This window comes from Lysinibacillus fusiformis (assembly GCF_016925635.1).
Classification (GTDB): domain Bacteria; phylum Bacillota; class Bacilli; order Bacillales_A; family Planococcaceae; genus Lysinibacillus; species Lysinibacillus fusiformis_F.
This window is the reverse complement of record NZ_CP070490.1, coordinates 2142983-2163033: the sequence shown is the minus strand read 5'-3', so window position 1 is coordinate 2163033 and position 20051 is coordinate 2142983. Positions and strand designations below refer to the sequence as shown.

At 37.9% G+C, this 20051-nt stretch carries 19 protein-coding genes; 4 read left to right on the top strand and 15 right to left on the bottom strand.

Annotated elements, in window-relative coordinates; genetic code table 11:
- The first annotated feature begins 330 nt into the window (after positions 1 to 330).
- Positions 331 to 1935 carry a M20/M25/M40 family metallo-hydrolase gene (locus tag JTI58_RS10615; RefSeq protein WP_205446560.1) on the top strand — a complete coding sequence of 535 codons (1605 nt, stop codon included), beginning with the start codon at positions 331 to 333 and terminating at the stop codon, positions 1933 to 1935.
- A 370-nt stretch (positions 1936 to 2305) separates the two neighbouring features.
- Here the strand turns inward: JTI58_RS10615 and JTI58_RS10610 are convergent, their stop codons facing one another.
- The 7 genes from JTI58_RS10610 to JTI58_RS10585 all read right to left on the bottom strand — a co-directional run bounded on the left by JTI58_RS10610 (position 2306) and on the right by JTI58_RS10585 (position 6699).
- Complete coding sequence (locus JTI58_RS10610; protein WP_243456376.1) at positions 2306 to 3265, bottom strand: methyl-accepting chemotaxis protein; 960 nt, start codon at positions 3263 to 3265, stop codon at positions 2306 to 2308.
- A 130-nt stretch (positions 3266 to 3395) separates the two neighbouring features.
- Positions 3396 to 4580: an NAD(P)/FAD-dependent oxidoreductase gene (locus JTI58_RS10605; protein ID WP_205446558.1), complete on the bottom strand. Its 1185-nt coding sequence runs from the start codon at positions 4578 to 4580 to the stop codon at positions 3396 to 3398.
- Positions 4581 to 4625: 45 nt separating this feature from the next.
- Positions 4626 to 5054, bottom strand: a complete 429-nt coding sequence (locus JTI58_RS10600; RefSeq protein WP_205446557.1) for a helical membrane plugin domain-containing protein — start codon at positions 5052 to 5054, stop codon at positions 4626 to 4628.
- An 83-nt stretch (positions 5055 to 5137) separates the two neighbouring features.
- Positions 5138 to 5269: a hypothetical protein gene (locus JTI58_RS25070; protein ID WP_255349861.1), complete on the bottom strand. Its 132-nt coding sequence runs from the start codon at positions 5267 to 5269 to the stop codon at positions 5138 to 5140.
- A gap of 106 nt (positions 5270 to 5375) precedes the next feature.
- Positions 5376 to 5555, bottom strand: a complete 180-nt coding sequence (locus JTI58_RS10595; protein WP_279381323.1) for a Crp/Fnr family transcriptional regulator — start codon at positions 5553 to 5555, stop codon at positions 5376 to 5378.
- A 32-nt stretch (positions 5556 to 5587) separates the two neighbouring features.
- Positions 5588 to 5884, bottom strand: a complete 297-nt coding sequence (locus tag JTI58_RS10590) for a cupin domain-containing protein (RefSeq protein ID WP_205446556.1) — start codon at positions 5882 to 5884, stop codon at positions 5588 to 5590.
- Positions 5885 to 6078: 194 nt separating this feature from the next.
- On the bottom strand, positions 6079 to 6699 hold the full coding sequence (locus JTI58_RS10585; RefSeq protein ID WP_205446555.1) for a TetR/AcrR family transcriptional regulator: 621 nt from the start codon (positions 6697 to 6699) through the stop codon (positions 6079 to 6081).
- Positions 6700 to 6822: 123 nt separating this feature from the next.
- On the opposite strand from JTI58_RS10585, the gene JTI58_RS10580 reads away from it, so the two are divergent.
- From JTI58_RS10580 to JTI58_RS10570, 3 genes are all read left to right on the top strand, one after another.
- Positions 6823 to 9009, top strand: coding sequence for an MMPL family transporter (locus tag JTI58_RS10580; RefSeq protein ID WP_205446554.1), 2187 nt, complete (start codon positions 6823 to 6825; stop codon positions 9007 to 9009).
- 141 nt (positions 9010 to 9150) lie between these two features.
- On the top strand, positions 9151 to 10011 hold the full coding sequence (locus JTI58_RS10575) for a PucR family transcriptional regulator (RefSeq protein ID WP_205446553.1): 861 nt from the start codon (positions 9151 to 9153) through the stop codon (positions 10009 to 10011).
- A gap of 106 nt (positions 10012 to 10117) precedes the next feature.
- The gene (locus tag JTI58_RS10570) at positions 10118 to 11200 is read left to right on the top strand and encodes an ABC transporter ATP-binding protein (RefSeq protein ID WP_205446552.1); all 1083 of its coding nucleotides are present in this window, start codon (positions 10118 to 10120) and stop codon (positions 11198 to 11200) included.
- Between the two features lie 119 nt (positions 11201 to 11319).
- Here JTI58_RS10570 and JTI58_RS10565 read toward each other — a convergent pair whose 3' ends face one another.
- The 8 genes from JTI58_RS10565 to JTI58_RS10530 all read right to left on the bottom strand — a co-directional run bounded on the left by JTI58_RS10565 (position 11320) and on the right by JTI58_RS10530 (position 20043).
- Positions 11320 to 12201, bottom strand: a complete 882-nt coding sequence (locus JTI58_RS10565; RefSeq protein ID WP_205446551.1) for a MurR/RpiR family transcriptional regulator — start codon at positions 12199 to 12201, stop codon at positions 11320 to 11322.
- Positions 12202 to 12252: 51 nt separating this feature from the next.
- Complete coding sequence (gene murQ / locus JTI58_RS10560) at positions 12253 to 13158, bottom strand: N-acetylmuramic acid 6-phosphate etherase (protein ID WP_205446550.1); 906 nt, start codon at positions 13156 to 13158, stop codon at positions 12253 to 12255.
- A gap of 21 nt (positions 13159 to 13179) precedes the next feature.
- On the bottom strand, positions 13180 to 14178 hold the full coding sequence (locus JTI58_RS10555) for an N-acetylglucosamine kinase (protein WP_205446549.1): 999 nt from the start codon (positions 14176 to 14178) through the stop codon (positions 13180 to 13182).
- On the bottom strand, positions 14165 to 14992 hold the full coding sequence (locus JTI58_RS10550; RefSeq protein WP_205446548.1) for a carbohydrate ABC transporter permease: 828 nt from the start codon (positions 14990 to 14992) through the stop codon (positions 14165 to 14167). The genes JTI58_RS10555 and JTI58_RS10550 overlap by 14 nt, the downstream gene beginning before the upstream one ends.
- Before the next feature lie 12 nt (positions 14993 to 15004).
- Positions 15005 to 15952: a carbohydrate ABC transporter permease gene (locus tag JTI58_RS10545; RefSeq protein ID WP_205446547.1), complete on the bottom strand. Its 948-nt coding sequence runs from the start codon at positions 15950 to 15952 to the stop codon at positions 15005 to 15007.
- A gap of 86 nt (positions 15953 to 16038) precedes the next feature.
- Positions 16039 to 17331 carry an ABC transporter substrate-binding protein gene (locus tag JTI58_RS10540; protein WP_243456373.1) on the bottom strand — a complete coding sequence of 431 codons (1293 nt, stop codon included), beginning with the start codon at positions 17329 to 17331 and terminating at the stop codon, positions 16039 to 16041.
- Positions 17332 to 17348: 17 nt separating this feature from the next.
- Positions 17349 to 18368 (bottom strand): serine hydrolase domain-containing protein, encoded by a 1020-nt coding sequence (locus JTI58_RS10535; protein ID WP_205446545.1) that lies wholly within the window; start codon positions 18366 to 18368, stop codon positions 17349 to 17351.
- A gap of 160 nt (positions 18369 to 18528) precedes the next feature.
- Entirely contained in the window at positions 18529 to 20043 is a 1515-nt protein-coding gene (locus JTI58_RS10530) for a DHA2 family efflux MFS transporter permease subunit (RefSeq protein WP_205446544.1), read from the bottom strand.
- Between the last annotated feature and the right edge of the window lie 8 nt (positions 20044 to 20051).

The window sequence follows — 20051 nt, the reverse complement described above, 5'->3', positions numbered from 1 at the left end:
CAAATTTTTATGTACCCTCAAATTTTTACATGTAGCCCTTACTTTTGAATGTAGTTTCATTTTATTTTAACTAATTTTTATGCATATAAATAGATGCTACATGAAATATATACATAGTTCCACTTAATTAGTAAGGAAAATTACGAGTATTCACAAAAATTAAAATTGACAATTTGTTGTTTTCCATTTACGATGAATTTATATTCCACTATGTAGATTTAATTTCATATAGCGAAAAATAAATGACAATAAAAATATTTAATTCCCTTCTAATTTTCTATTTATATCATCTTGAAAATAAAACATTTTACTATAAAAGGAGAAAAAATAATGAATACTTTTATGTGGGATACACCCGAAAAACTACGTGCCCTCTTATGTGAACTTGTGAGCTGGGAAAGCAGAACATTAACGAAGGGTGAAAATGAATTTGCCTTTCGCTTAAAAGATAAATTGTTAACGCTTCCATATTTTGATAAACATCCGGAATTGATTGAATTACATGATGCAGGACTTGGCAGAAACGCGGTTACAGCCTTCTATAAGCATCCAACGGCAACGGAAACGGTTGTATTAATTAGCCACTTTGATACCGTGCATACGGAGGAATATGGTGAACTAGAGCCGTTAGCCTTTTATCCGGAAGAACTAACGAAAAAGCTACTGGAGCCTAAATACCTAAAAGACTTACCAGAGGCAGCTCGCATTGATTTGGAGTCAGGGAATTATTTATTTGGTCGCGGCACAATGGATATGAAAATGGGTCTTGCCTTACACATGCAGTTAATTGAAAAGGCAAGCTTTGAGCAATGGCCGATTAATTTGATTTTAACGACGGTTCCTGATGAGGAAGTCAACTCTGCTGGTATGAGAGCCGCTGTTGTGGAACTGGTGAGACTGCGTGAACAGCATGGTCTATCCTATCAATTATTTTTAAATAGTGAGCCTTCCTTTTCACAAGGACCATCGGATACGAATGAATATATTTATTCAGGCACAATTGGTAAAATCATGCCTGCTGCCTTGTTCTATGGAAAAGAGACACATGTGGGTGAACCATTAAAGGGGATGACGGCTACCTTTATCGCCTCCTATATGACACAGCATATGGAGTGGAATCCGCTTTTCCGTGAAACAGATTTAGGTGAAAGCACGCCACTACCCGTCTCTCTACAATTAAAAGATTTAAAAATGGAGTATTCTACACAAACACCATATCGTGCGGCGGCACTTTACAATGTCTTCTTGTTAAAACGGACAGCGGCTGAAGTGATGGCTATTTTTGAGGAAGTTGCATTACAGGCTATGGCTGCTTGCAATGCGCACTATCAGGACATTTGTACACGAGAAAATGTGCAGGGTGTGGGCAAAGTAAAGGTCTTACGCTATGAGGCATTATTGGAGCACGCCATCGATAAATTAGGGGCTGAGGAAGTACAAGCGATAAAGCAGCAGGTTCTGCAACATAGTGCATGGGATGATCGTGAAAAGTCCATTCGCATTGTGGATCAGCTCATGATTCGCTGTCAGGAATTAGCACCTGCCACAGTTCTGTTATATGCGCCACCTTACTACCCAGCCATTAATTCATCCAATCATCCATTAGTGAAACAGTCGATTGAATTAATGAAGCAAACAGCTCGGACATTCGATATTGAGGTGGAGCAGATTCACTACTTTAACGGCATTTGTGATTTAAGCTATGTCAACTATTCAGATGCATCCAATGAGTGGCTAGCATTTGAGCGGAACACACCAGTATGGGGCGACACGTATCATATTCCATTCAAAGAAATGGCGGCATTACAAGGTCCTGTATTAAATGTCGGTCCATTTGGTAAGGATGCCCATCAAAAAACAGAACGATTGCATGTGGATAGTGCGTTTAAAGAAATGCCTGTTATGATTGATACATTGATTAAAAGTTTATTTTAAGTAAAGAGGAGCTTCATGCAAAAATTGCTTTCACATCCTCCCATCTGAATTGTTACCTACTAATCTAGGATGAACAAAACAGAATTGAAAGAGGTTTTATATGGCGTAATGCTTTACCTTATCCTTGTTTAGGATTGGTCATCGAGTCAGCGTTAGCACAGGTTTAATCGCAGGAGAGTTTTGTGGAAGACCGCGGCTGGTGTTCAAGCCTTTGAAAGATGCGGTATGAAAGATGTAATTGTGGAATGAAATGACTGAAGTTGGCGATTTGAAATAATTAAATGAACCCTGTAGTAGTCACTAAGAAGTTGAGGAGGTGCTATGCAGGGTTCTTGCTTTTTTAAACTTCCATTGAATGAAGTTAGATTATTTATCTTTCTGTTGGGAAATGCTTTACTTGATCGACTGCCTCTAATAATTTTTTCGTCACAATTTCTGATTCATCAATATGGCTTGTTAGTACGCGATTTGTTTCATCAAATAAGGCAGTAGTCGTATTAAATTTATGCATAACATCTTCGTTTGATAGCTTTTGATCTTTGATTGAAGCTAATAGCTCATTAATTCCCGTTTGAACATTCGTCATAATGTGCAGTAATTGATCAATTTTTACTGAGGTTTTAGCGCTTTTATCAATACCTTCCGTGACAAGCTGCATGTTATTTTTATTATCCTCGTAAGCAAGTCCAATTTGTTCTTCAATTTTCTTTGTTAAATTAGCAATATCTTCTGTGCTAGTTTTCGTGTTTTCAGCTAGTTTGCGAACTTCCTCAGCAACAACTGAAAAGCCCTTACCATGCTCCCCTGCTCTTGCTGCCTCAATAGATGCATTCAAAGCTAGTAAATTTGTTTGATTTGAAATTTCGCCAATAACATTTACAATTTCTGCTATTTGTTTTGAGCGCTCACTTAAATTACTCATGCTTAAAGATGTTTTTTGAGACTGCTCTCCTAACGCATCAATTAGCTGCTCTACCTCCTGGACAGCCTGCTTGCTTTCAACCGATAATGTCATCATTTGATCCGAGGAAGAAATTAATAAATTGCCTTTATCAAGCGCATTTTCAGAAATTTTATTGGATTGAATAGTACTATCCTCAACTTTATTAAACTCTCCTACAATATCGGCGACCATTTCTCCTAAAATAGTATGCTGATCATTTACCTTGTTATGTTGTTCAATCGTTTCAATGATTTCCTTATGTAACTCATTTAAAAAAATTTGAAATTCATGATCTTTCTTATCCAGCTTTGCATTCAGTTCATCAATTTTAGCCTTAAATTGCTCTATATCTACTTTTTTTGATTGAAACATTGTTAACACAGCCATCACCTCAGAAAATAGAATATGAATATGTATTTATTTTACTGGATTTAAAGTAATTAATATACATTTTTAGAAAAAACAAACACTCACTACTAACAACGACATAGCGTGATAGTAGTGAGTGTTTTGTTTTTTAATAGGCTAAACCAAACAAAGCTTTAATATGTGTTAAGTAACGAATATTAGAAGCTTCTTTCATTAATGTTGCAGGAAGGCCTTTAAGCTCTGTGTTGCTCGCACCAATTGTAGCAACAGCATCTTTACGACCTAAGCTTGCAAGTGTGCCAGAGTTTACAGCTGAGAATGCTTTCATGTCTTGGTTTTTGTATTGTGCAAATACATTATAACCAGCACATTCACCCATTTGCCATGCAACTTGTGCTGTTGGAGCGTATAGTGGACGACCTCCATCAGCTGGTAGTGCAACAGATGCGTCACCAATAACAAATACATCTTCGTGAGATGTAGATTGTAAGAATTCATTAATCGTTGCTTTACCACGATCAGCTGCTAGACCTGATTCGCCTACGATTGGAAGTGGAGCTACCCCACCTGTCCAAACAAGTGTATTTGCAACAATTGGTTCACGATCTTTTAAAGAAATAACGTTGCCGTCAACACCTGTTACTGGTGTACCTGTAATAAATTCTACACCACGTTTTGCTAAGCTTTCAGTAGCACGTTGGATAAGTGTATCCGGAAGCACTGGCAAGATTTTTGGACCAGCTTCAACTAGTTTAATTTTAAGATCAGCAAAATTAACACCGTGTTTTGCAGCGATTTTCGGGAAGTTGTCCACGATTTCACCAACAAGCTCAACACCTGTTAAACCGCCACCGCCAATAACGATTGTTGCATCTGCTTCATCTTTAGATTGTGCATATGCTTTAATGCGGTCTTCAATATGTTTGTTAATTTTATTGGCATCATTTACTGATTTAAGAACCATAGAGTTTTCTTCTAATCCTGGGATACCAAAGAATCCAGTTTGGCTACCTAAAGATACTACAAGTGTATCGTAAGTTAATGTATAGCCATTATCTAGATCAACTTTTTTAGTATCCACATTGAATTTTGATACTTTTGCAATGTGTAGGTCGATATCTAAACCTTTAAAGATTTTTTTAAGTGGTAATGCAACAGCACCTTCTGCAATTGTACCACCTGCTAAACGGTGAAGCTCAGTGATAATTTGGTGTGTTGGGAATTGGTTTACTACAGTAATTTTTGCTTCATCAGCTGATAGATACTTACGTGCTGTTAATGCAGTTAAAACGCCAGCGTAACCTGCACCTAAGATGACGATTTCTTTTGACATGATTAATTAATCCTCCGTCCTTACGAATTGAATTTACCTTGAGTCTTATTTAGCTTTACGTTCTGAGCTTACTTGTAAGAAAGCATTAACAAAACGGAAAACATTTTGAACTTGAGGGTCTTTTAACATTTTCACAAGACCGAATAAGCCAATTACTTCATGGCTTTCAGATGCACGGTCTTTCGCTTCAATTGCAGTTGCTGCAAGGTTTTTCGCAGAACCAACTACAGGACCAGCCATTTCTGTTACTGCTCCAACAGTATCGTTTTTAAGCACTTCGTCTGTTGCAACAGCTTGAGCAAACTCGTATGATTTCGTTAATAATGTCATCATTTCAGTTAACTTTGGTAATTGCTCAACTAAAGTTGTAAGTGATTCTTGAACTTCAGGCTTTAATAATTGATCTAGTACATCTAATTGCTCTTTACTCACAGTTACTTGTTCAGCCTGTGTTTGGTTATTCGTTTCTGACATTTTGAACTCTCCTTTGCCATCACTAGTACTATTTTTTATTGCTTACATGTAAAAAAGACCATTAAGGTAAAACTTAACAGTCGTTACAGCGTATATCTTACACAATCACCAGTCACAAGGGCTGGATAGCGATTCGTATGACTTGTTATTACAATGTTTACTTTAAATCGCAAAAAGCGCATCATAATACCATCCTTATCTTGTCTTGGTGACATTACAACCTTCATTATAAGACTGTTTGTACATTATTTCAATGAGCTATATCACAATTTCGACAATCTTTTCAAAATTCATTGATTTTATCAACTATTAACTGTCTTGCTATAATAAATTTTCCAAAGCATCATAATTTTTAATGATAATTCTTTTTCCTGTCATCTCTATATACCCTTCTTTTTGGAATACAGATAAACGACGACTTAAAGTTTCTCTTGTAGTATTCAATAAGGAAGCTAAATCTTTTTTTGTTAGTGTCAATAGAAATGTGTCACTCTTGGCCAACAAAGCAGATTTTAGAATATAGGAGCTTTTCTTTATTTTAATTTAATGACAATAACACGAACGTCTGTAATTGCTTCTAAGCTGTGCTTTTCGGATGGTTTTAAAGTTAAAATTGTATCTTGTGTTAAAATTTCCTCCACACCTTCAACAATAAAGCGAACTTCACCAAATTGAACAATAATTAGCACTTCATTGTCCGCATGATGCTCAGGAATTTTTTCACCTGCACGCAATTGAATGTTTAAAATATCTGCACCAGCGATACTCTCTAATTTACCAATATGTTTTGTCTTTTCTTCTAGCATTGCTAGGATTGGTATAATTGTCATTGTCATTCCTCCATTACTCTGTTGTCCCTAGTTTTAGGGTTAATATAGTCTATTATTGATTTACGATGTTCCACTACTTTCTAGGACACACCCCCACTATAATGAAGAATCGCTCTGATTGTCTGTGACTTACATCACTAAAAAAGAAGTATCCCAAATAAATGAGATAGCTCCTTTTACAAACCTATTGTGTGTTAACGTTTTTCAACAGAAAGCCAGAAGAAATTTGTTACTTCCTTTGCCGTCACATCTATTGAGCCTAGCAAAGTTTTACCATCGCCATCTTTAAAATACCCTACAGTCATCAATGCCATAAAGTTATGAGCGAAAAACTTTGCATTTCCTTTTCGAATGGTTCCCTTTTCCATCTCTACTTGCATAGCCTGCTCTATTGTTTGATACATATCATTTTCGGAGGCTTGGACTTGTTTCAACTGTGATTCCGATAAATTGATAGTCGCCTCTTTCATAAAATTTTTCATATCAATATCGATAGTGGCTGATAAATGAACCTCAACAAGCTGTTCGAGTCGTTCTTTAAATGGTTTAGGCTGCTCTAAAATTTGTAGAATCGATAGCTTGATACGATCCATCATCGCGATTAAAGCAGATGTATATAATTCCCCTTTTGTTGGGTAATAGTAATAGATAGTCGCCTTTGTTACGCTACAAGCTTTTGCTACATCATCCATCGAAATATTTTTGTATCCTTCTTTAATAAAAAGTCTTGTGGCCGTTTCAAGGACAATATCTTTTGTAGGTTTCGCATTTTCATCATGGCGAGGTCTCCCGAGAACACGCGGTGATTGTTTCAACAAGTTCGCCTCCTTAATTAAGCATTCTTTTTACGCATATTATAACATATTAATATTTATAGATTGATTAATTAACCTTCTAGTATATATAATTAAATCACTTACATGAATGGAGGTCTTCTTATGAAAAAACATCCACTTGAGCAATGGGGCTCAATGGTTGCAAGTAAAAAGGGACGTTTATTAGCACTAGCTTTTTGGGTGTTATTAGTAGTTGTATTATCGTTTGCTTGGCCACAAATCAATAGCATAGAAAGTGAATCAGGCAAAAACTTACCTGACACTGAAATGTCTGAGCAAGCAGCAGCAATTATTGCAGAGCAATTTCCTAATGATGCTGGCACACCGCTATTGCTGGTTTGGCATCGTGAAAACGGCTTAACATCGGATGATTTTTCAGCCATACAAGGTGTTTACAGCGAGCTGCAAGCAAAGCCCTTAGCCCATCAAACTATGGTTCCACCATTTGATCAAATGCCACCGCAGGCTTTAATGGCTTCCGCTTCCAAAAATGGCACAACAATTGTTACACCTGTATTTTTTGAAAAGGGTGTCGCTACAGATATGCTACAGGATAGTTTAGATAATTTGACAAAGATAATGGAAGGCTATCAAGTACAATTAGATGAGAAATTATCTAGTGATGTACTCCATGTGCGCTATTCTGGACCAGTGGGGATTGCCACTGATGCTGTCAGTTTATTTTCACAAGCAGATGTGAAGCTATTGATCGCAACTGTATTACTCGTTTTGGTACTACTTATTATCATTTATCGTTCTCCATTGCTAGCTATTATTCCTTTAATTGTTGTAGGGCTTGCCTATGGTGTAATTAGTCCAACACTTGGTTTTTTTGCTGATCAGGGATGGATAGATAAGGATTCACAGGCAGTCTCCATTATGACTGTTTTACTTTTTGGTGCAGGTACTGACTATTGTTTATTTTTAATTTCTAAATATAGAGAAATACTCTTTAATGTTGAAGATAAGGCGGTCGCTATGAAGCTAGCTATCAAAGAATCGGGTGGTGCTATTTTAATGAGTGCCCTAACGGTTGTCTTAGGTTTAGCTACCCTTAGTCTCGCCCATTATGGCGCATTTCAACGCTTTGCCGTGCCATTTAGCTTTGGCGTGCTTGTCATGGGAATCGCAGCACTTGTTGTCCTACCTGCTATTCTTGTCCTTATTGGTCGTGTAGCGTTCTTCCCCTTCACTCCACGCACGGAGGAAATGGCAAATAAAAAGGGCAAGAAACAGCATAAGCCTTCACATAAGGTCAGTCATAAAATCGGCCATTTTGTTACCCATAAACCTTGGGTCGTAATTGCTGTAACTGTTATCTTACTTGGAGGATTGGCAGCATTTGTTCCACGTATTCAATATACGTTTGATTTGCTTTCATCCTTCCCAAAAGATATGCCGTCTAGAGAAGGATTTACTTTAATTGAAGAGAATTTTTCGCCTGGAGAGCTAGCACCTGTTCAATTAGTAATAGATACAAAAGGTACTGATATTAATTTACAGCAACAACTTGAAGCTATCTCTTATATTGATAGTGTGGCAGATGTACAAATTGGCGAAAAAAATAAGTCCATTCACTTGTACGAACTCACTTTCAATGCCAATCCTTATGCGAAAGAATCATTAGCCCATATTCCAGAACTACAAACAGAGGTTATAAAAATGCTGGAGGCAAAAGGTCTCAATCATGCTGAGAAACAAGTTTGGATTGGCGGGGAAACAGCTAGTCAATACGATACACAGCAAATAACTAAGCGTGACGAAACAGTGATCATGCCAACCATGATTGCCTTAATTGCAGTATTATTATTTGTTTATTTACGTTCTATTACAGCAACTGTTTATTTATTAGCGACTGTTATTATTTCTTACTTTGGAGCATTAGGCGCTGGATGGTTAATCTTGCATCACATCATGGGAGCCGAGGCTATTTCTGGAGCTATTCCATTGTATGCCTTCGTATTCTTAGTAGCTCTCGGAGAGGATTATAATATCTTTATGATCTCAGAAATTTGGAAAAAGCGTAAAACCACTGACCATTTAACAGCTGTAGAAGAAGGTGTTGTCCGAACAGGAAGCGTTATTACATCTGCTGGACTCATCCTAGCAGGTACATTTGCTGTGCTGGCAACATTACCAATTCAGGTGCTTGTTCAATTTGGTGTTGTGACAGCCATTGGTGTGTTGCTCGATACATTTATTGTAAGACCATTGCTTGTGCCAGCTATCACGACAGTACTAGGTAAATATGCTTTTTGGCCAGGTAAGTTATTTAAAAAAGATGCCTAAATAGATAACACGGACATTAGCTAAGTATGATTGTCATACTCGCTAATATCCGTGTTTTTATATTAATACTATAATCATTTCATCATATAATTATAGTAAGTTGACCTTATTACTTTCTATTCAAATAAAGGAGTGGCATGCATGGATCTTCAAAAATTACAGCAACGTTTCCCATTATTAAGCCCCTTTTCAGGTAAAACTGATGGAAACTATGTGTTTAATTTTGACAACCAGCTTTATGAAATTCCAATACACACAATGACACAAAGTGAATATGAGTTATTGCGGATATTCTCAGGACCCATTGACTTGTCGCATAACTACAATATAGTTTGGCTTGATTATCTAACAGGGAAAACAGACGTTTCCCCAGCTGTCCTTCCTATGCATCGTTTGTTATTTCTTCAATTTGACAAAGACTTTACAGCACCTACATTATTGCGTTCCGTCTTCGAAGCTTTACTGGGGAAGGATATTATACTGCTATCGCTTCATCCACAATTATTTGTCATTATCGAATGTATCGACAGCAATGAATTATTAAATTTGGCTCATTATCTTGATCCCATAATGGCGGACTTAGAGGTTCATTTTAGGATTTTTGTTTCTGATGTTATACATGACATCACCACGACCAAGGAACGATTTAACTGGTATGTTCACCTTCTACCATCCATTTGGACTTATACACCAAAGCATGTACTCACACAGCAAGAGCTTTTAGTGCCATATGTAACGCAGCATCTAGCGTATCAAGAGAAAGAGATTTTTATCTCCTCTATTCTAAAAAGTGCCACCTCTCAGCCAGATTTACTCCATACAATCAAGAAATTGATTGAATACGAGGGAAACATTACATTAGCCTCTAAAAAAATGTATATGCATCGCAATACCTTACAAAATCGCTTAGAAAAATTTCAACAAATAACGCAAAAGGATATTCGGCAATTTCCCCATCGACTAGAAGTTTATCTCGCAATTATTTTCTTAGAATCACTTTAAGGCCAACTGCACAATTTATGACCTCAATACTGTGCATGCTTTCCATATCACTCTACTCTAAAGTCATTTACAATGAAAATATGACTTGTAAAGGGGTGTAGTGTGTATGGCGGAATTACGGTTAGAGCATATCTATAAGATTTACGATAAAAATATACAAGCCGTAACTGATTTTAATCTGCATATTCATGATAAAGAATTCATTGTGTTTGTAGGTCCTTCTGGCTGTGGTAAGACAACAACTTTACGTATGATTGCTGGCTTAGAGGATATATCAAATGGAGAGCTATATATTGACGATGTCTTCATGAATGATGTGGAATCAAAAGATCGTAGCATCGCAATGGTATTCCAAAGCTATGCATTATATCCGCATATGACAGTTTATGATAATATGGCATTTAGCTTAAAGCTACGAAAAGTCGATAAAAAGGAAATAGATCGTCGCGTTAAAGAAGCTGCTAAGATTTTAGGATTAGAGGATTATTTAAAAAGAAAGCCAAAAGCTCTATCTGGTGGCCAACGACAGCGTGTAGCACTTGGCCGAGCTATTGTCAGAGAAGCTAAGGTATTTTTAATGGATGAGCCTCTTTCGAATTTGGATGCAAAATTACGTGTGCAAATGCGTGCAGAAATTCAGAAGCTCCATCAACGAATTCAAACGACAACGATTTATGTCACCCATGATCAAACAGAGGCTATGACAATGGCTACTCGTCTAGTAGTGATGAAAGATGGACTTATCCAACAAATTGGGACACCTAAAGAAGTATACAATACACCACATAACATGTTCGTGGCAGGCTTTATTGGTTCACCATCCATGAATCTCTTCCATTGTCGTCTAACAGAAACGGAAATCCTGTTAGGTGAGCAAAGCTTCCCTATTCCATCCATATACTTACCATTGTTAAAGGAAAAAAATTATTTAGGGAAAGAGATTGTTATGGGTATTCGTCCTGAGGATTTACAAATTACTGATGTTATTTCCCCTTATAGGTTCAATGCAACGATCGATGTAGCAGAATTACTAGGAGCAGAAACTTACCTCTATTGTTCTTTAGCAAATCAAAATTTCATTGCACGAGTACAGGCTGATAACAATTTGCATCCATCCGATAAGGTTTTCCTAGTCATGAAGGAAGAAAAGATCCATTTTTTCAATCCTCAAACAGAGGAGCGTCTTTGAAAAAACATGCATTGCTCCCACATGAAAGAAGGGAGCCTTTTGTACCTGGCTCGTCAAAAAGCTTTGCTGAATTAAGATAAAAAACGAAGACGATGCTATGGCTAATAGAATCGTCTTCGTTACTTTATTTTATTTTTTTGTTTAGCCACTTTTTTATGCAATCCTTGAATAACTGAACGTGTTTCATCTAAATAGTTTATTGTCTGCTCATAGGCACTCGTCACGACCCCCATAAATAAAATATCAATGACAAGTAGCTGGGCAAGGCGTGAGGAGGTTGCACCACTTCTAAAGGTTGCTTCAACATTTGGAGATACATATAAACAAATGTCTGCTAGGCTAGATACAAGTGAACTTCCATACCTCGTTAAACTAATTGTAGTGGCTGGTGTTTGGCTAGCTATTTCAAGGATTTTAGCCACTTCATGCGTTTCTCCAGAGAAGGAAATACCTACTACCACATCCCCTTTCTGTGCATTGACAACGGCTGTAGCTCCTAAATGCAAATCCACAAATGCCCTACTATTTTTATTGATTCGTAAAAATTTTTGATCCGCATCCATTGCTGCTATACCTGATGCACCCACTCCAAAAAATATAATTTTACGGGCTTGTGATAAGGCCGTTACGGCACGCTCTAATTCAGCAATATCTATTAAATTAGCTGTTTGTGTCAAAATTTCACTACTTTGCATCGTCACCTTCTCTACAATCGATGGCAATGCTTCATTCGCCTCAATATCCCGATCTTCCGTTTTAGCATGTTGTAAATCACCAGCAATACGCAATTTCAGCTCTTGAACACCACTAAAATTTAACGATTTACACAGCCGAATAACCGCGGCACTACTTGTATGACTAGCTTCTCCCAACTCAACCGCAGTCATTTTAATCGCCTGTGTTGGATTCTCTAAAATATAGCTTGCTACCTTTTTTTCCGAAGGTGGTAGCTTTTTTCGCATTTCTGCGAGCATAATTAAGCCAGCATTTATTTTTTCCATTTTTCTATCCCCATCCCTAGTTAAAAGAAGGTCTTCCATTCATCTCTGTTATCAATACTTTTTTAATTCTACTGCTCTACGTACATGCCCTTCGGATTGAGCCAGTAATTCTGCCGCTTCTTCTATTGTTGTATTTGTCAGTAACAGCACAATGGCGAGTTTTACTTGAAAATTAGTTTGTTCTAAAACACTTTCAGCCTGACTATAAGAAACACCCGTCACTTCACAGACAATTTGTTTGGCTCGCTCTCGCAATTTAAAGTTACTAGCATGAACGTCCACCATTAAATTTTTATAGACTTTTCCAAGCTTAATCATGGTTGTCGTTGTAATCATATTTAATATTTGTTTATGAGCTGTGGCAGCCTTTAGTCTTGTAGAACCTGTTAAAATTTCAGGTCCTGTAATCACCTCTATTGCAATATCTGCATGCTGACTAATGACAGAATGAGCGTTGCTGACTAAGCTGATTGTTTTCGCCCCTAATTGTTGAGCATAAATTAATGCCCCTTTGACAAAAGGTGTTCGCCCACTTGCTGCAATCCCTATCACTACATCACGGTTTGTTAGCTGTTGTTTCTGTAGTTCAACCTCTCCTAATGAAAGATCATCTTCTGCACCTTCTATGGCGATCATCACTGCATCTGCCCCTCCAGCCAATATTGCCTGGACAAGCTTTGGTGACGTACTAAATGTAGGTGGACATTCTACTGCATCTAGCAAACCAATTCGACCACTCGTCCCTGCACCTACATAAAATAATCTACCGCCATTCTTTAACGCATGCACAACAGCTGTAATAGCTTGTTCGATTTCAGGTAAAACCTTTGCTATGGCTAACGGTACTTTTTTATCCTCTTCATTCATCAGCTTTACAATTTCACTAGTGGACATCAAATCTAGACTTGTCGTATCTGGATGATAGCCTTCAGTCGTCAGTTTTGTCATTCTTTCCATTGAAATCAAATCCCTCCCACGCTATTTTTCATGGATGCTCATCCAAGTTTCTTTTACCGTTCGTTGTAAAGCCTCTGTTATTGGAATTCCTTCACTGAGAAGTCCATTAACGAAAGCTCCTATAACAGGTGGCACCTCTGGTTGTATGAGTCGATTAGGTATTGTAGCGAGGTGTAATTTTTCTCGAAAGCATTGAACAAAATATAAATTTTCGAACAAACCTCCACATAGGACAATAGGGTAACCTTTTAGCTGCGGCTCTTTTTTCAACATTATTTGGATGAATTGAACTAAATGATGAGCAGCCTGCCCAATAATTTTCTTTGCCCTATCATTATTTTGTTCGGCTAAACGTAACACCACTCGAGCTAAGGAGGCTATGAGTACACGCGGCTGTAAATGCTCATAAACATGCGTAATAATTTCAGTAGGATTTTTTAATGCTAGCTGATTTAAAATAGTCGCTGTAAATAGATCCTCATTCACGCCAAAAGCATCATAATGTCGCGTAATAAATCGCAATGCCTCTTGCCCAATATAGTACCCACTGCCCTCATCGCCTAATAAATAACCCCATCCTCCAACACGACTAGCTTGATAATTTTTTCCGACAGCATATACGATAGAACCCGTTCCTGCTATCACAACGAGCCCTTGCTGTGTAAATGTACCGCTAGTAAGCCCCGCTACCGCATCATTGGTGATGGTTATCTTAAAGGCGCTAGCAGGGAAAAGAAAGCTAATCCATTGCTCCCAGCGTTCTTTATCTACCTGGCGATCGCCCCCTGCCACGCATAAGAACACCGCAGAAATATCATTCTTTGTTGCATCTATCTTTTGTAGTAACTGAGCAAGTAGCTGAATGATTTGTAGCCTTACCTCGTCTGGTGGCGTTGATTTCATATTCGTTCCGGCTCCTTCAACAAAGGCCAGCACTTCCCCTTTTCTTGTCCCAATCACTGCACGAGTCCTCGTCCCGCCACCATCGACCCCAATAATGTATTGCCTATTTAATGGCACCAGCCGTCAGCCCCTCCATAAATTGCTTTGACGCAATAAAGAATAATAGGATCATTGGTAATGATGCTAATGTTAAACCTGCAAAAAGAGAGCCCCAATCTGCCGAATGCTCCCCAAAGAGTGACATCATTCCAACAGGTATCGTCCGTTTCATTTTTTCTGTAATAAAAATAAGTGGGAAGAAGAAATCATTCCATGCAGCAATAAAATTTATAATCACCACTGTTCCAAGTGCAGGTCTCATTAACGGTAACACCACATGCCAAAGGACTCTTAAGTTCCCCGCCCCATCTATACGGGCCGCTTCCTCCAGCTCATAGGGCATCGTTTTAAAAAAGCCCGTTAAGATCAGCATGGATAATGGAATCCCTGTCGCCGTGTTCATCAAAATTAAAGACCATAAGGAGTTCATCAGCCCTAAATCACGCATTAAAATAAAGAGCGGTACAATCCCAAGCTTTATAGGAATCATCATGCCTAGTAAAAAAATAAAGAATAATGCATGATTCCAAGAGAATTTAAAGCGGGCAATATAAAATGAAGCCAGTGAACAAACAACAACAATCAGTACAACAGATACAATACTGACAAACAAACTGTTTAGAAAATACGTTGTAAATGGAATTTTTGCTAATAATGTACGGTAAGTATCTAAGCTAAAGCTAGTCGGTAAGCCCAATGGATTTTTGTAGATGTCCACGCTCTTTTTAAATGAAGATAAAATCATTAATACGATAGGATATAAACTAATGGTCGCTACTGTAAATACCACTAGATAATAAAATGGTCGAACCCAAATAACACCTTGCTTCACTATACGCACCCCTTACATTTGAACGTCCTTTTTATTGGCAAAGCGTAAAAATAGCGTGGTACAAACTAATATAAATAGGAACAGAACCGTCGCTAACGCAGAGCCTAGCCCAATAGCTGTCGCTCCAGAAGCTGTAGAGCTACCAAATGCCAAGCGATAGAAAAACACAGCTAACGTATCCGTAGAATAATATGGCTCTCCCATAGAGCCCTGCATCGCATATACAAGCTCAAATGCCTCAAAGGACTGGATAAACGTTAAAATGCCCATGATCATAATAGATGGCACCATTAGGGGCAAATAAATAGTACACAGTAAAGTAAAGCCCTTAGCACCATCTAACTTTGCAGCTTCAACTAACTCACTTGGAATCCCTTGAAAGCCAGCAAGGAAAATTAAGACACCAAAACCTAGTCCAAACCAACAATTGACTAAAATAATGGCGATTAACGCCGTTCCAGGATCCCCCAACCAAGCTTTTTGTAAGGTTTCTAGACCTAATTTCTCTAAAATAACATTTAAAGTACCAAAATTAGGATTTAGAATGAGCTTCCATAAGAAACCTACCACAATCACTGATAATAACCGTGGGAGAAAGAAAGCCGCCTTAAAAAACGCTGCTCCTTTAATTTTTTGATAGATAATAAAGCCAAGAAAGAAGGCTAATCCATTCATAACTACCATTTGCACAACAAAATACAGGACATTATGTTTAAAGGCGTTCCAAAACATAGAGCCATAGGGTTCTGTCGTAAAAAGCGTCACAAAATTTTGGAGACCGATAAAATCGCCACGAGCCATCCCTTTCCATTCAAAAAAACTATAGGACATTGCCGCTACTATCGGATAAAGCACAAACATTCCATATACGATTAATGCAGGAATAGGGAAAAGATGAATAGTCCATCTTGCCCACAATCTCCTTTTTCTTACTGATGAAGCTGTAGATTCTCTCATCATGAGCAGCCTCCTTTACTAATAATGAGACAACAAGACCCCTAAACTCCTTTATAGCGCTTCAGGGGTCTGCTGGCTTGATGCTTTCATTATTTTTGAAATGGTGTAAACCAAGTTTTAGCGTTTTCCTGTACTTTTGTGGCCACCTCTTCAGGCGTTACTTGACCTAAATACATGCCTTGTAGCTCACTTTCAAGCAAGCTCTTTGTTGTCGGGTCCCCACCAGTAAAATTAGTTACCCACATATATGGCGTTGCTTCATTTGCAGTCGAATGACTAATATCATTGAGCAATGCATCGTCAGAAGTAATACCAGGAATGGCGCTGATCATGGAAAACTCCTTCACAAATAACTCACCAAACTCCTTTGTTGTTAAAAACTCTAAAAACATTTTAGCTGCTTCTTTATGTTTCGAATTAGCATTGATCGCAAATGAGCCATCTACCCAAGTCGTCACTGTTTTATTTCCCTCTTTAGATGGAATAGGGAAATAACCTAAATCTAAGTCTGGATTCATTTCTAATACAACAGGAATTTCCCAGCTACCTAACGGGAACATAGCCGCATCTTCCAGCGCAAACAAAGTACGAATATCATCCATTCCTAAGCCTTCAGAATTGGCTGGAAAATACTTTTTCAAGTCATTCATCACTTGTATCGATTCAATAAACTTTGCATCTGTAAAATCTCTTTCCCCCGCAAGCACCGCTTGATAGAAGTCATTGCCTTCATAAACAGCAGGACCGACAATACCGTGCAGCAATGATAATAACCAGCCTTCTTTTGTACCCATTGCAATTGGTGTAATGCCCTTTTCTAATAATTGGTCGTTTAATGCAATGAATTCATCCCATGTAGTAGGAATTTCAAGATTATTATCTTTAAAAATCTTTTTATTATAGAAAAATTGTGTAGAGCTTAAGTTAATTGGTACACCGTACTGATTTCCTTGGTCATCGCGAGAAGCCTTTAATGCTTCTTCAGGAAATACACTCAATCCATTTAAGCCGTTTATTTTCTCGACAAAACCTGCCTCTGCAAGCTTCAATCCAGCTGCATAAGGACGTAAGTGGAAAATATCTGGACCCTCCCCAGCCTGTAATGCCGTATTGAGGACTGTATTGTATTCTGTATTTTTAGTTGGGTTAAATGACACATGTATATCAGGATGTTGTTCATTAAATAAAGCAATCACTTTTTCATACTTGGCAACATCTTCTGTACGCCAACTCCCTATTGTTAGCGAAACCTCTTCTGTTTTCGGTTCCTCTTCTTTATCAGGTGATGTTGAGTTCGTTGATTTCTCACTCGTGTTACAGCCTACTAAACCTACAACGAGTAATAAAAGAAGCAGCAATAACCATTTACTCTTTTGTCTCATACCAGCAGATCCACCCTTCATATCAGTAATTTTTCATAAATCATCGTATGAAGCTTCTCTCTAATCTTGCTCATGTTTGTATTTCTCCCATAATGCACAGCATTCGTTAGTAAAATGACAAATGCCTTTTGTACAGGGTCCATCCAAATACTCGTACCTGTAAATCCTGTATGACCAAATGAGCCCTTGCTCCACCTCCTACCAAAACAAAATGATGCGTCATCCCCTCCCCATACTTCAAATCCAAGTCCCCTCGTTTTAAATGTTTTCGTATAGGCAAGCTCTAACCAATCGTATGGAATCACCGTTTGTTGCTTGATCCCCAACCAAATTTCCGCATACTTTGCTAAATCCTCTGCACATGAAAATAAACCTGCGCTACCAGCAATCCCATCTAGTAATAAAGCTTTCTCATCATGGACAATTCCCTGCACAAATTGATCTGCCACCATTTCTGTAGATGCCGTAAGCCTTCTTGTATGCTCAGGCAGTTGAAAACATGTATGATGCATGCTCCACGGCTTAAAAACCTCTTGCTCTACAAAACTTTTTAATGAATTGCCAGTAACTTTTTCAATCACCTTTCCTAGAATAATCATACCTAAATCACTATATAGCACTTGTTCATTTGGCTGACACACTACATCACTTGCCAATACTTCCTGCATGATGTCACGCTTATGATGCCTCTTAACTACTGGTGTTAAATCTGCTGGCAAACCCGAGCAATGCTGCAATAAATGCTGGATTGTCACAAGGGGATATTTAAAATCAGGCAAATAGGTTTGAACTGAATCTGTTACATTAACTTGATTTCGACTCATCAGTAGTAAAATAGCCGGGAGTGTTGCAACAACTTTTGTTAAAGAGGCTAAATCAAATAACGTATTGCTTAATATAGCTTGCTCGCTGCCATCCTCAGCTGTATAGGCTCCATAGCTGCCTGAAAATAGCCTTCTTTCTTGCTGCTGAACAATTAACACGGCACCTGGAATTTCTTGTTCTTTCACTAAGTCATTTATATATGCATCTACCAAGTAAGCACCTCATTACTTAAATATCTAAATTTTCTGTAAATTAGTATTATCATATAAAATAAAATGATGAAAAATAACAATAATCCTAAAATTTTTTTTCATATAAGCTCAATAAAAAATCCCTAGCTAGTAAATGTTTACTGGCTAGGGATTCACTTGATTATTTAGTTGGCTTTTTTAAATCCATTGACGCTGCTGCGCTTTCAACTTTTACGCGTTTCAAGAAGAATGCGAGTACCACTGCAATCACTGTTATTGCAGCTGCAATTAAGAAGGAATGCGTAATACCATCTAATAAGGCAGTTTGCATAATTTGATCTTGCATTTGCTGCATTTGCTCTGCTGTAGGCGCTGCTCCTGATTGTGCAGCATTCGCTTTTGCTTCTGCAATTAATTCTTCCGCTTTAACTTTTGTACGGTTATTCATAAATGTTACGAGGATCGCACTACCGATTGCTCCTGATACCTGCTGTAATGTATTGTTAATCGCTGTACCATGTGGATTCATCATTTGTGGTAGTTGATTTAAACCGTTTGTCATAATAGGCATCATGACCATCGACATACCGAACATACGAATTGTATACATCGATACGATATATGTGTAGCTTGAATCAATTTCTAATTTCGTTAAACCGAAAGTTGCGATTGTTGTAATCGTTAATCCAATAATGGCCAACACACGAGGACCAAATTTATCAAAAAGCTTACCAGTGATTGGTGACATAATCCCCATGACAAGTGCCCCTGGAAGCATCATCAAACCTGCTTCAAATGGTTCGATACCACGGATAGACTGTACATATGCTGGTGTTAAAATCATCCCTGAGAACATTGCCATAGAGACAATAACTGAGATAACTGACCCTAAAGCAAACATCGGATACTTATAAATACGTAATTCCAGTAATGGCTCATCCATTTTCAGCTGTTTAACAACGAAAATAACTAAAGCAATGAAGCCAATCGTAATTGTGCCATATACCCATGGACTTGACCAACCTTTATCTCCTGCTGTACTAAAGCCATATAAAATACCACCAAATGCAACTGTTGATAAAAGGACTGAAAGGAAATCTAAGTGAACTTCACGTGTCTCCATCACGTTTCTTAGTTTCCAAACACCAAATAATAAACTAATTAAAGCAAATGGAATAATCATTTGGAAAAGCATACGCCAATCATGATGTTCCACAATATATCCTGATAATGTAGGACCGATTGCTGGCGCCATAATCATAACTAAACCAAAGATCCCCATCGCCGCTCCACGCTTCTCTTTTGGGAAGCTTGTTAGCATAACGTTCATTAAAAGTGGTGACATACTAGATGCCCCGGCTGCTTGCACCATACGACCTGCTAATAGCACACCGAAGTTAGGTGCAAAGCCTGCCATAATTGTACCGATTGTAAAGATGGACATCGCTGTTATAAATAAATGTCTATTTTTAAAGCGTGTCACAAAGAATGCTGAAGCTGGCACTAAAATACCGCTCACAAGCATATACCCTGTTGCTAACCATTGTACTTTTGAATAGGTAATCCCAAAATCTTTCATGATTGTTGGTAATGCCACATTCAACAATGTGTTGTTTAGAAAAGCAACAAAAGCACCCACAAATAGAATAGCTATCATGCCATAAGGGGGCTTTTTCATTGTTTGCTCACTATTCATTTATATCC

What these genes read in the sequence shown, in the direction of transcription:
- JTI58_RS10615 (WP_205446560.1), top strand. Translation starts at nt 331, where the DNA reads ATGAATACTTTTATGTGGGATACACCCGAAAAACTACGTGCCCTCTTA.
- JTI58_RS10610 (WP_243456376.1), bottom strand. Translation starts at nt 3,265, where the DNA reads ATGGCTGTGTTAACAATGTTTCAATCAAAAAAAGTAGATATAGAGCAA.
- JTI58_RS10605 (WP_205446558.1), bottom strand. Translation starts at nt 4,580, where the DNA reads ATGTCAAAAGAAATCGTCATCTTAGGTGCAGGTTACGCTGGCGTTTTA.
- JTI58_RS10600 (WP_205446557.1), bottom strand. Translation starts at nt 5,054, where the DNA reads ATGTCAGAAACGAATAACCAAACACAGGCTGAACAAGTAACTGTGAGT.
- JTI58_RS25070 (WP_255349861.1), bottom strand. Translation starts at nt 5,269, where the DNA reads ATGTCACCAAGACAAGATAAGGATGGTATTATGATGCGCTTTTTGCGA.
- JTI58_RS10590 (WP_205446556.1), bottom strand. Translation starts at nt 5,884, where the DNA reads ATGACAATTATACCAATCCTAGCAATGCTAGAAGAAAAGACAAAACAT.
- JTI58_RS10580 (WP_205446554.1), top strand. Translation starts at nt 6,823, where the DNA reads ATGAAAAAACATCCACTTGAGCAATGGGGCTCAATGGTTGCAAGTAAA.
- JTI58_RS10575 (WP_205446553.1), top strand. Translation starts at nt 9,151, where the DNA reads ATGGATCTTCAAAAATTACAGCAACGTTTCCCATTATTAAGCCCCTTT.
- JTI58_RS10570 (WP_205446552.1), top strand. Translation starts at nt 10,118, where the DNA reads ATGGCGGAATTACGGTTAGAGCATATCTATAAGATTTACGATAAAAAT.
- JTI58_RS10565 (WP_205446551.1), bottom strand. Translation starts at nt 12,201, where the DNA reads ATGGAAAAAATAAATGCTGGCTTAATTATGCTCGCAGAAATGCGAAAA.
- murQ (WP_205446550.1), bottom strand. Translation starts at nt 13,158, where the DNA reads ATGGAAAGAATGACAAAACTGACGACTGAAGGCTATCATCCAGATACG.
- JTI58_RS10545 (WP_205446547.1), bottom strand. Translation starts at nt 15,952, where the DNA reads ATGATGAGAGAATCTACAGCTTCATCAGTAAGAAAAAGGAGATTGTGG.
- JTI58_RS10540 (WP_243456373.1), bottom strand. Translation starts at nt 17,331, where the DNA reads ATGAGACAAAAGAGTAAATGGTTATTGCTGCTTCTTTTATTACTCGTT.
- JTI58_RS10530 (WP_205446544.1), bottom strand. Translation starts at nt 20,043, where the DNA reads ATGAATAGTGAGCAAACAATGAAAAAGCCCCCTTATGGCATGATAGCT.